Here is an 11,082-nt window from a genome sequence, read left to right as displayed (position 1 = left end):
CATTTGCCGCTATTGTGAATTCATTTTTTTCACTGCGCCGTAAAGCGGCGGGTAATCGGGTAGTTGCTGCGTTTTTTGTGCTTCCATAGCCTTAAAAACGTCTTCCATTTGAAACATTCCAGCTTGCCACGTTGCCATGTAATTCAAACTTTCACTAACGGTATGCTCAGCGGCATAGTTGATCATGGTTTTAGTGCCCGATACCGCCAATGGAGAATTAGCGGCAATTTGCTGCGCAATTTTCATTACGCCTTCAAGCATACTCTGCTGATCATCAAAAACCTGATTTACAAAGCCCAGGGCGCGAGACTCTTCAGCACCAAAGTTGCGCCCTGTGTATGCAAGCTCTTTTACAACACCAATGGGAATGAGCTTCGGCAAGCGCTGCAACGTGCCTACGTCTGCGGTCATACCTAACTGGGTTTCTTTAATGGTGAAAAACGCATCTTTTGTGCAATAACGCATGTCGCATGCACTAAGCAAATCGACCGCCCCGCCAATAGCGCCCCCCTGAACGGCGCCAATTACCGGCATTCTGGCCTGCTCTATGGCGGTAAAGCTGTCTTGCAGCAACATAACGGTTCTACGCATACGCTCGGCGCGGCGCGAAGGGTCACCCTTGAAGTCTTCCTTCATATTCAAAAACACCGACAAGTCCATGCCAGCAGAGAAGTGTTTACCCGTTGAGGAAATAACAATCACTCGCGCTTCAGCGGCATCATCAATGGCTCTAATAGCTGCAGGAAATTCGGTCCAAAAATCGGGGGTCATGCTATTCATCGCGTCAGGGCGATTTAGAATAAGATGAGCAATATGCCCTTCTTGTTTTACTTCTAACGTAGAGTACTTCATGGTTTGCGCTGTCTCCATGGTGATTTCCTATTAACATTTTTGCAAACTAGACAGCGTCAAGATAAAAGGCTATGTTGACACTGTCAAGATAAAAAGTAATCTAAGCGCTGTTGATTTTGTTAGAATCAGCAGTGCTTAGTAAATGTAGATGTTTTTACGGAATTAGTATCAGAATATGGCAAGTACAGCGCAAAGCTATCACCATGGCGACTTACGAAGCGCATTACTTAGTGCGGCAACCAAACGTTTGGCTGAACATGGCGTTGATAGTTTGTCTTTGCGAAAATTAGCAGAAGATGCAGGCGTATCGCGAACAGCGCCCTACCATCATTTTAAAGATAAAAGCGCACTGTTGAGCGCTATCGCTGCCAAAGGTTTTAGCGACTGGCACAGTGCTGCACGCCGTATATTCGACCAAGAACAAAAACCCGCCCAAGCTCGATTTAGAGAGTTTGTACACGAATACGTTGGCTATGCTGCCGATAACCCTGAAATGTATGAATTAATGTTCGGTAGAACTATTTGGCAGAACAACGCGGCGACTGACGACCTAAAAAATGTAGCCTTCCCGTGCTTTCAGTTTCAAGTCACCATGACACGTTATTGGCAGGAAAAAGGATTGCTCCCAGATAATCAAGATGCACTTCGACTGGCACAGGTTACTTGGGGAACGCTACACGGTATTGCACGCTTGCTGATTGATGGCATTTACGCCGACAGCAGCCACATTGAGGAAATGTGTAACTGTGCTGCCGACCTTTTTATGAATGTACCTGTAACAAAATAACCGGGTATTAAGTGAGTATTAAATGGCTACTGGCTGACCTTCATGAGAAGCCTTGATAAATTCCGCCGCCCGCTCAGCAATCATTATGGTAGGCGCGTTAGTATTACCACCTATAAGACTGGGCATTACCGACGCATCTACCACCCGTAGCGCTTCAATCCCTCGAACTTTAAGCTCATTATTCACAACGGCCATTGGGTCGTCATCACTACCCATTTTGCAAGTGCCAATGGGGTGGTAAATGGTTTCACTTCGCTCGCGCAAAAACTCTACAATTTCTTCATCAGTTTCGGCGTCTGCACCGGGGTAAAGTTCGGTTCCCTGGAACTGTTCGAACTCCGGTGCCGCAAGTATTTTTCTTGCTATGCGCACGCCATCAATCATGACTTTTTGATCGTCAGGATGAGACAAATAATTAGGGTCAATAAGTGCTTGGTCTGCTGGATGATTGCTTTGAAGCGAAATAGTACCGCGACTTTTCGGATACAAACAGCAAACATGAAGACCATAACCATAACCAAAGGCAAGCTGCCGTCCGTGATCATTTAGAATGGCAGGCAAAAAGTGAAACTGAATGTCGGGGCCCTGGGTAGCTAAACTTGAGCTTACAAAGCCACCCGCTTCTGCAATATTTGAAGAAAAAATGCCTTTTCGCTTAAACGCATAATCTGCTGTCGCTTTGATATAAGACGGTAATGCGCCAAAGGCAACGGCATACCCTTCTCGCGCTTTACATGTAAATTGAACAATGGCGTCTAAGTGGTCTTGAAGGTTCTTTCCCACTCCCGGCAAGTCTTGCTGTACAAAAATACCTTTTTCTTCAAGCTCTGCACGTGGTCCAATGCCAGATAGCATAAGTAATTGCGGCGAGTTGATAGCGCCACCACACAAAACAACTTCGCTGGTAGCAAAGTACCTGTTTACAGCGCCTTTTTCTCTTACTTGTACACCTATTGCACGCCCTTCTTTCAGCAGTACTTTTTCCGCTGCAACTTTTGTTAACACGGTAAGGTTATTGCGATGCTTTGCTTGCGTTAAATAGCCTTTAGCCGTTGAACAGCGCTGGCCATTTGCTTGAGTTACATGATAATAACCAAGTCCTTCTCGTTCATCGCGATTGAAGTCATCTAGCTCTTTATACCCAGCATGAGAGGCTGAATTTACAAAGGCATCAGATAACACGCAAGTATGACGAAGCTTACTTACATTCAGTGGGCCGCCTGTGCCATGATATTCATCCGCCCCACCTTCAAAGTTCTCAGAGCGTTTGAAATAAGGTAATACTTCGTCAAAAGACCAGCCCTTTGCGCCCTCTTCAAACGCCCAGCGGTCGTAGTCTTCTCGCTGCCCTCTGATATAGCACATTGCATTTACAGAGCTACTTCCACCTAAGGTTTTTCCTCGCGGCCAAAATAATTCTCTATCATACATCTCTTTCTGCGGTGCCGTGTGGTAGCCCCACCCAATCCCCTCAAAACGGCTGAGAAGCGACAAGCCAAACGGTATGTGAATGAAAGGGTTAGAGTCTTTGGACCCTGCTTCCAGCAATAACACATCCACAGCAGGGTTTTCCGATAGACGAGTAGCAAGCACCGCACCAGCGGATCCACCACCAACAATGATGTAATCGTATTTACCTTGCACTTCACTCATTGTGTTAGCTCCTTACAGCAGGTTTAGCGAAATATCTTGAAATAGAAAAATGTTAATAAAACGTTGTGGTACGACCAGATTAACAAATTACGTGATTTTGAGAACTGTTTTATTTGTAACTTTTAATAAATCTAGTGCTTTTTTAATGTCTTTTTAACCGTTTTCTGGCAAAAAGCTTAAGCAATGCCCCTGTAATTAAGGTCATCCCCCTTTGACCGATGTAGTCAAAACGAACCAGTTAGAAGAAAGCAGACATTCGTACTTTTCTCTCGACACCTTATGGGTTTATGGTCATTATTAACGTTTATTCGCAATGCCCAGAAAATAAAAACAGCATGCTGTCTACTGAATTAACCTTTAAAGAACGTGTAAAACTCTTCGTTGCCCAAATTTTGGTTAAGTGGGGAAAACTTACTCATGACGACTTTACACAACAAGAACTACAGGACTTAGTTAAAGATGTATTCCCCTATACATTTAACTTCGATATCCCCGTGGGAGCAGGCAAAATTTCAGTACTAGAAGGCAATGTAACCCTTAACAACAAGCACAATCGCATTGGCATTCAATGCCTAGCCGCCTTGAACGTTGAAGTAGCAAAAAGTACGATTTATCGCGCTCATGTCATTTTTTCACTTAGCGCTACACCGCGCTACAACAAAGAAAAAGCCACCTTGTTCTTGGAAGATTTAACAACCGACAACATTACCTTGGTTAATGACGATTACGCGCTTATCAAAGACACCCAATTTATAATAAGTAAATTCTTCCCAACGCAAGTTAACACGCTGCTTGGTAAACCATTAAGATCCGCGCTATCGCTAATAACTGCTGGCACATCAGATATCGCGGCGAATTATCTGCAACTTTATACTGGTGGTTCTAAACAAGCGGTACTCGATTATCACAAGCCACAAATACACAATGCTATAACAAGTCAGTTTACGCCTGACGATTTAAGCCACAGCATGCGCGCTTCACAATGGCGCGAAGTACTGTTCTCTAGGCTTGGTAAATCGGTGCGGGTTGAAGAAAACGTATTGCGTTTTTACTTAACCGTCCCTTCTAACACTGACCAAAATTAAAATGGCTTTCGGCTAAAGCCGATGCTGTTTCAATTGTTGCTAGGCTAATGATCGGCGACAATTGAAACTGGTACTTCCTCAATTTGCTCGCCAATGTCTTCGATGTTAAGTCTTGGGTTATCGACACTTGCCTCTAACATATCAAATGCTTTTGATACATAACGCGCCAACGGTTGCAGTGACTCAATGTTTTTATTACAGCAAACTAAACCCACATTAGCCGTCCCAGCATAGGTCATCAGAGTAATATTTACGCCGCCACCAGGTGTGATGGTAGAGATAGGATAACAAGCCAGAAGTTCTGCGTCTTTCAAATACCGTGTATCGGTCGGTCCAGGGACGTTTGATATCAAGATATTTGCAATTGGCTTAACCACATTTGATAAGCGAAGCCATTCAAATACCAATGCTAAAGATTGAATAACAATAGTGTATCCGCTAAACGCGGCCGGCCTTGCGTGCTGCGCTGCGTGCTTCACAATTCTGTGGTTAATAACAATTTGTCGTAGTCTTAAGTATGGGTCTGTCTCGCCGTGGGCAAGCTGTACCGGCACAATCGCTATCTTGTTCCCTGTTGTTTTCTCGCCGGGCTTTCTTAAATTAATTGGCATATTAGTGAAAAGCGCCTTTTTAAAAACCTGGCCATGATTTTGTAGCAGCTTATGCACGCCAATATCAAAGGCGCACAACAGCACCTCATTGGCAGTTGAGCGCGTGCGTCTTGCTAGCGCTTTTACCCGAGTAAAGTCCAAATCCATAGTTGCAACAGCGCGACCTGCTTTTACCTGTCCGGTCAATACGGTTTTGGTGCCGGTAAATGGAATAGGCATATAGTGTGGATTCACACGAAGTAACTTCATGAATATACGCAAGAAGATAATAAGCAGGTCAAGGGCCGTTTTGAGTGCATAACCAATACCTAAAAGCCGCTTAACGATACTGACTGGCTCGCGTTTTCTGTGTCGTAAACGCTTAACTGCCCATAAGGGCGTAAACTTGCTGTCGTGAGAGTAAGGCACGTATCCCGACTGAAACCAGCGTACAAGCGTAGCGCCGTCGCCATACATATGGTGAACACGCGCATAAATGGCGAACGTGTCGCTGTTATCGTCAAAGATAAAATGGTATTGCCACAATGGTTTATCTGGGTCTAGCCGAGATGCATGCAGCCTTGCTACAAATGCATCAAGGGCTTCTCGGTTTGTTACATCAGACACGCGGTGAATTTGAACGTGATAATCCATATTCAATTTTTTAACTGGCACAAAACCGACGGGATAACCCAAAACCGTTTTCACTGCGCAATTAAAAGGCGACGTAGCGCGGGCGAAACTTCTTATTTCATTAAACAGTTCAGGAACATATTTCGTGCCATCAGCGCCTTTTGGCATGGCGAGAAGCTGAAGACACGCCACATGCTTCGGGTTCTCATCAGACTCGGTGATCCAAAACGACTTATCTAAGAAACTGAGCGTTTTTGCCATTTTTATTCCTTTAAGCGAAATCGAGGGGCGACTGTGTTTTAAAATCTTTCACGAACTCATGAGAGTTAAGCACGTGTTCAAGGTAGGACTTTTCACTATCAGACAACGTAAGCCTAGGTAAAATAGTGACCATCATCAATGACAGCGCGTGAAAACGCTGCATTTCATCATCCATATGATTATTTAATTCATCAAATTGGCACGACTGCGTGATTATAAGCAAGGCCAAATCAACCAACAGAGTAAGGTCTGCTTTGCTTGCTACCAGCACGTTTCGCTGACTTAAAGAGTCAAACAGAAACGCTAACTGAACACGTAGTTGCTTTTGAATATTAGCCCGCGGCCGCACAATAGAAGGATATTTTTCTGCTAGGTCTGCTGGACTGCGATAGAAAAATCGGAATACGTGAATACTGTCTACAAGCAGATACAGGTAATACATGATGTCTTCAGCGTGCAGCGTTTCAAGCTTATCGCGTCGAAGCACTTTCTGCATTTGTTGTTCATGCATTTTCATTAATGCCGTCACCAGGCTGTCCTTGCCCTTAAAGTGGTAATACAAATTTCCCGGACTAATGTCTAACTCCACCGCTATATCAACGCTAGTTACAGTGTTCTCTCCATGCTCATTGAACATGGTAAGCGCGGTAAGCAAAATTCTTTGCGCGGTTTTCATTTTCTTTTTTACCTCTAGCTACGTCTAGTGGCACCAAAACCCAAAAAGCGTATACCAATAACTTAGCCCTAGCGTACCGCAACATCCTTAACCGCTGGGGCTTTTTGGTGTTGCGCTACATGAATACAAAATATAGCTGCGCAAAGCCTGCCAACATGCCCAGCAGTGCGCCTGTTACAATAAGCTTCCATTCGTCTTGCTGGTACGCAGGACGAAGCACACCTTCGAACTCTTCTGACGACAATGCCTGCATACGCTCACTAAGGTCCTGACCAACATGCAGTGCGCCGTTGGCGTAATCAAACGCGTAAAGTAAGTATTTATCAGAATGATCGAAAATTTGCTGTACTGCTAGCGATTTCATTTTGTGATAATTTTCCGAGCCAACGCCCAACGCGAAGTAAGGCTGTGCGATAGACACGTATCGCTCGATAGCATCATTTACGTGTAATTCAATTAGCTCTAGCAGCTGAGCTGAACCGGACCCATGTAGAATTATGTGCGTAATATTTTTCGGCGTTATCAGCTTTTCTTCGATAATAGACGCGTAAACCTGTGATACTTCTTTCTGCCGTTTTAAAAACATACCTTGAATAGTAACTGGCCCTAGTTTGCGTGGGCGTTTTGGCTCGAAGATAATTTTAATTGCAATCCAGTTAGTGGCGTAACCAACCAAAAGACCGCCCAGTGGCAAAATCCACCACGCCTGATAGAAGTACCACAACAGCATGGTGGGCAAACCGAACAAAAAGCCAAAATAAAAGCCGCTTTTTACAATGAACGGAAATTCTTTGCTGCCCGCCGTTAAGAAAATCTCATTTATGAGTTCAGGGGAATTGACAAGCTGCTCAACCACAAGCTCTTTAATATCGAGAATTTCCGAAATATTGTGTTGGAAGTCATCAACCATTTTATGCACAACATTTGGAATGTCGTTTTCTATACGCTGATAAACAAGATTTTTCCCTTGAACCGGAAGGGCTGCCCATAACTGAGGTGCGGATTCAGCCATTACGTCGTTCACCACTTTGCGCACAACTTGGCTGAGTCTTCTCTCTATGGCTTTGGTTAGCTCGTCAGGGTCTAATCTTTGAGCAAGCTCTTCAACGCTAAGCAACTTACCAAGCACAAGCTCAACTTCAATTTCTGCCATTTGCCGACGTTTTGCAGGAATGAGCCCTTGCCAGCCAAAAATGGGCTTTATTCCCACAAACTCTATAGGGTAAAACATCATTTTTACCGCAAGGTAATTAGTTAGCCAGCCAACAACGGCACTTATCAACGGGATTGATAAAAGGCTTAGCGTTTCAAAATTCCATTCCATACTGCGAACAAGTGGTCCGATTTTATTATTCTACTGCTCAGGCTACTGAGTGGTTGGGATTTGGTCAATGTAAAAAGTAAAATTAGTGCTAATTGTTGATTGAAAACAATGCTGCATACAGCTAAATAATAGTGATTGTGACGAGAACGTACCAATTAGGTAGTAGATTCTAACTTTTGTGCATACAGTGAAATATGATCAAAGATGCGACCGCGGGGCGAAGCGTCTTTCAAACTGAATAGGTAGTTGCCATGGCAGTATTCGATTTGCGATTAAAAAAAATAGAGCACGACATCGAGCATGCACAAAGTTACGATGAGTATGAAGCGGCGTGCCTAGCGCATGATGCCTTATCGGGTGCTGAAGAATGGAAAGCCACAGACGAGAGTGACAACTACGACCACCTGCTCATTCGCAAGCGTGTTCAGCGACTTCAAATTGCGCGAGGCAAAGGCGACATTCACGCGCTTATGTCTATTCTTCACGAGGGCCTTCATGGCAACTTAGGCAATATTGCCAATCCCATACTGCTCAGCCATTGTAAAATTGGCACAAAATACCTCATTGAACAGTTTATTGATGAAGTCACACTTGCCTTAGAACAAATTTTTAATGCAGACGAAAACGAAGTCGATTTCTACGAAAAGTTATATTTTTTTGAAGAAACCGCTCACGCGTTTGGGCGTAGCTGCTTAATGTTATCTGGTGGCGCCGGCTTGGGTTTCTTTCATGCAGGCGTTGTAAAGTCGTTAAACGAAAAAGGCCTATTACCTACCGTTGTTTCAGGAGCAAGCGCGGGCTCTATTATTGCCGCCATGCTTGGCACACGAAACCACGACGAACTGATTGAATCTTTAAGTGCCGAGTTTATTTATGAAACTTTTAAGCACTGGCGCAGTTTCGCAGGTTTAGGTAAGAAGAGTTTGTTCGATAGCTCTGTACTTGAAAACGCGCTAATTGAACTTTTCGACTTAACGACGTTTGAAGAGGCGTTCAAAAAAACCGGTCGTCATATTACCGTTACAGTATCCCCTGCCGACCTACACCAACACTCAAGATTACTAAACGCTAAAACATCACCAAACGCCATTATTGCTCAAGCAGTTCGTGCATCGTGTGCAGTGCCAGTCATTTTCAGCCCGGTTCAGCTTAGAGCGAAAACGCAAAGCGGTGAAATTGTGCCTTATATTCCCAACAGGCGTTTCGCCGATGGCTCGTTGATGGCAGACCTACCCTTTGAGCGCTTAGCGCGACTCTATGGTGTTAACCACAGTATTGTAAGCCAAACCAACCCTTTGGCGGTTCCTTTTATATCGAACAATCGTGTAGATCCAAATTCACTATGGGATATGTCGACAAGGCACTTAGGCCAGCTGGCTAAGTCGAACAGCATTTTTGCCATTGATATCATCGAACGACTCACAGGTAATAAAAGCGCAAAGCTGGCGATACATAAAGTACGCTCTATTATTGACCAACAGTACGTAGGGAACATTAATATACTTCCTAAGCGACAGCTTAGAAACTTGTCGCAAGTGCTATCTAACCCTACGCAAGAAAGTATTCAAAATCTTATCACCAGTGGTGAGAGAGCGTCGTGGCCTCAACTGCATGTTATTAAAAGAAATACTAAAATAAGTGAAAACTTACGCTATCATTTAACAAAGCTGAAAAAACGAGAAGCGGTAGAGCTTGGTCACGCCTAAATTTAAGATTTATTGAATAAAGTAAAACTGACAGCAAACGCTTATCGTAAGACCTTTAATAGACAACAGCCTAGTTAAGGACTCTGGTGAGCGTACATCCCCCAAACCCTGACAGCATGTATACGCAGCAGGTAAAACAACTCATAAATATGGTATACCCGCAAGAAGCGGGGTACGGCTCTATTTTTGAAGATGCACGTCACTATTTTTCTGCTGCCCCAGAACAAGAGAAACAAATACAAACATTAAAAGCGCAGCTAGCTAACGCGACTGAAAAAGAATCGGATAGCAAAGAGCAGCTTGAAGCTAAATTGAAAAAAAGCACCGCGCTTTTAAATAGTGACCGCAACGAGAGGCTTGAGCGGTTGCAGGCGGTTATAAATAAGATTGTTCAACTTTGCGAGGGTGACTCTTTTGACGAAACTCAGCTGTTAAGCGCAAAATTTTTGGGGACATTATTGCTACTTACTCGCGGTAATGAAGGTAACTTTGCGAAAATACATCAGCGCTACAAACCTATTTATAAAGCAGTGTTAACACTGCGTTTGGTTGATAAGCTTTTGCGACATAAAACAGTTGCACATACCTATTTATCGAAATACAAAAATACGCTATCACGCTTCGATGATGAGCAAGCGGGCTTTACAAGGTGGAAGGAAGCGCTTGCAACACCCCTTATTACCGCTGCATTGCTGCAGGATGTTGGGTTGCACTGCCCCGATGCGCTAAACATTTTAAAAGGGGAAAATGGTGATCTTGACGAATTCAGACTACTTGAAGAAACTCAACGAAAATCCCTGCTTAAAATAAATTTTCACAATACGCTAAAGTATTTGTCGGAAGGTTTAGGAACCCCAACTTATATCGGCAATGACAAGGCAGAAAGAGAAGTGTTTAATGCAAAGCAAAAAGATGTTCATACATTTTTGCTTTCTCTGGTTAAAGACGCATTTATTTTAAAAACAGGTTTAGGTGAACTTGTTAAAATTCCACAAATTTACGTGTCAATTGTGCTGTCGACAAAACCCGACTACACAAGATTAAGCCTGCCGAAGGGCTATATGCTTATAGAGCAACTAGCCAAGAAAGGAAGTTTAAACAAACAGCTAGCCCAAGATTTCATAGATATTGTTGGCTATTTCCCGCAAGGTTTTGGCGTAACTTTCATTCCCGTTAACGAAAAGGGTTACGAAAAAAATCAATTCGAGTGCGCTATTGTAACTGGCTTAAACCCAAGCAACCCTGCCGAGCCTACTTGTAAAGTGGTAACTCGAAATCAGAACTACATTAGCAGCGGTACAATGGAAGTGATACCAAAGGCGCGCAATTTATATTTCCAAGGCAATAGGAAAAAACTTATGCGAATGGGCAAAGAACGCTTAATGGAAATAATTAATCAGCTTTCAAGTAATGTAAGTTCAGATGCAGTTGAAGACTTAGTACCCAGCTTTTGGGAGCCGCATGACTTTTTTGGGTACAAAAAGCATCAAAATTTGTGGGTTAGAAAACAATAGC

At 43.6% G+C, this 11,082-nt stretch carries 9 protein-coding genes; 4 read left to right on the top strand and 5 right to left on the bottom strand.

Going from position 1 to position 11,082, the window contains the following annotated elements; genetic code table 11:
- Positions 1 to 9 precede the first annotated feature (9 nt).
- Complete coding sequence (locus V7R35_RS10705) at positions 10 to 852, bottom strand: crotonase/enoyl-CoA hydratase family protein (RefSeq protein ID WP_334015015.1); 843 nt, start codon at positions 850 to 852, stop codon at positions 10 to 12.
- Between the two features lie 175 nt (positions 853 to 1,027).
- Here V7R35_RS10705 and V7R35_RS10700 point away from each other — a divergent pair, with 175 nt between their 5' ends.
- On the top strand, positions 1,028 to 1,639 hold the full coding sequence (locus V7R35_RS10700) for a TetR/AcrR family transcriptional regulator (RefSeq protein ID WP_334014804.1): 612 nt from the start codon (positions 1,028 to 1,030) through the stop codon (positions 1,637 to 1,639).
- 18 nt (positions 1,640 to 1,657) lie between these two features.
- Here V7R35_RS10700 and V7R35_RS10695 read toward each other — a convergent pair whose 3' ends face one another.
- Positions 1,658 to 3,292: a GMC family oxidoreductase gene (locus tag V7R35_RS10695; protein ID WP_334014802.1), complete on the bottom strand. Its 1,635-nt coding sequence runs from the start codon at positions 3,290 to 3,292 to the stop codon at positions 1,658 to 1,660.
- Positions 3,293 to 3,579: 287 nt separating this feature from the next.
- Here V7R35_RS10695 and V7R35_RS10690 point away from each other — a divergent pair, with 287 nt between their 5' ends.
- Positions 3,580 to 4,377: a DUF1439 domain-containing protein gene (locus tag V7R35_RS10690; protein ID WP_334014801.1), complete on the top strand. Its 798-nt coding sequence runs from the start codon at positions 3,580 to 3,582 to the stop codon at positions 4,375 to 4,377.
- Positions 4,378 to 4,421: 44 nt separating this feature from the next.
- Here V7R35_RS10690 and V7R35_RS10685 read toward each other — a convergent pair whose 3' ends face one another.
- The 3 genes from V7R35_RS10685 to V7R35_RS10675 form a co-directional block, all read right to left on the bottom strand.
- Positions 4,422 to 5,861: a wax ester/triacylglycerol synthase domain-containing protein gene (locus V7R35_RS10685; RefSeq protein WP_334014800.1), complete on the bottom strand. Its 1,440-nt coding sequence runs from the start codon at positions 5,859 to 5,861 to the stop codon at positions 4,422 to 4,424.
- 10 nt (positions 5,862 to 5,871) lie between these two features.
- Complete coding sequence (locus V7R35_RS10680) at positions 5,872 to 6,537, bottom strand: TetR/AcrR family transcriptional regulator (protein WP_334014799.1); 666 nt, start codon at positions 6,535 to 6,537, stop codon at positions 5,872 to 5,874.
- Between the two features lie 115 nt (positions 6,538 to 6,652).
- Positions 6,653 to 7,861 carry a DUF445 domain-containing protein gene (locus V7R35_RS10675; RefSeq protein WP_334014798.1) on the bottom strand — a complete coding sequence of 403 codons (1,209 nt, stop codon included), beginning with the start codon at positions 7,859 to 7,861 and terminating at the stop codon, positions 6,653 to 6,655.
- Positions 7,862 to 8,112: 251 nt separating this feature from the next.
- Between V7R35_RS10675 and V7R35_RS10670 the strand changes: the two genes are divergently transcribed.
- Together V7R35_RS10670 and V7R35_RS10665 are read left to right on the top strand one after the other, a co-directional pair.
- Positions 8,113 to 9,567: a DUF3336 domain-containing protein gene (locus V7R35_RS10670; RefSeq protein ID WP_334014797.1), complete on the top strand. Its 1,455-nt coding sequence runs from the start codon at positions 8,113 to 8,115 to the stop codon at positions 9,565 to 9,567.
- 86 nt (positions 9,568 to 9,653) lie between these two features.
- Positions 9,654 to 11,081, top strand: a complete 1,428-nt coding sequence (locus tag V7R35_RS10665) for a hypothetical protein (RefSeq protein ID WP_438823466.1) — start codon at positions 9,654 to 9,656, stop codon at positions 11,079 to 11,081.
- Position 11,082 lies beyond the last annotated feature (1 nt).

This window comes from Alteromonas sp. S167, from assembly GCF_036864375.1.
GTDB lineage: Bacteria > Pseudomonadota > Gammaproteobacteria > Enterobacterales > Alteromonadaceae > Alteromonas.
The sequence above is the reverse complement of the archived record's forward strand: the minus strand, read 5'-3'. Positions and strand labels throughout refer to the sequence as shown.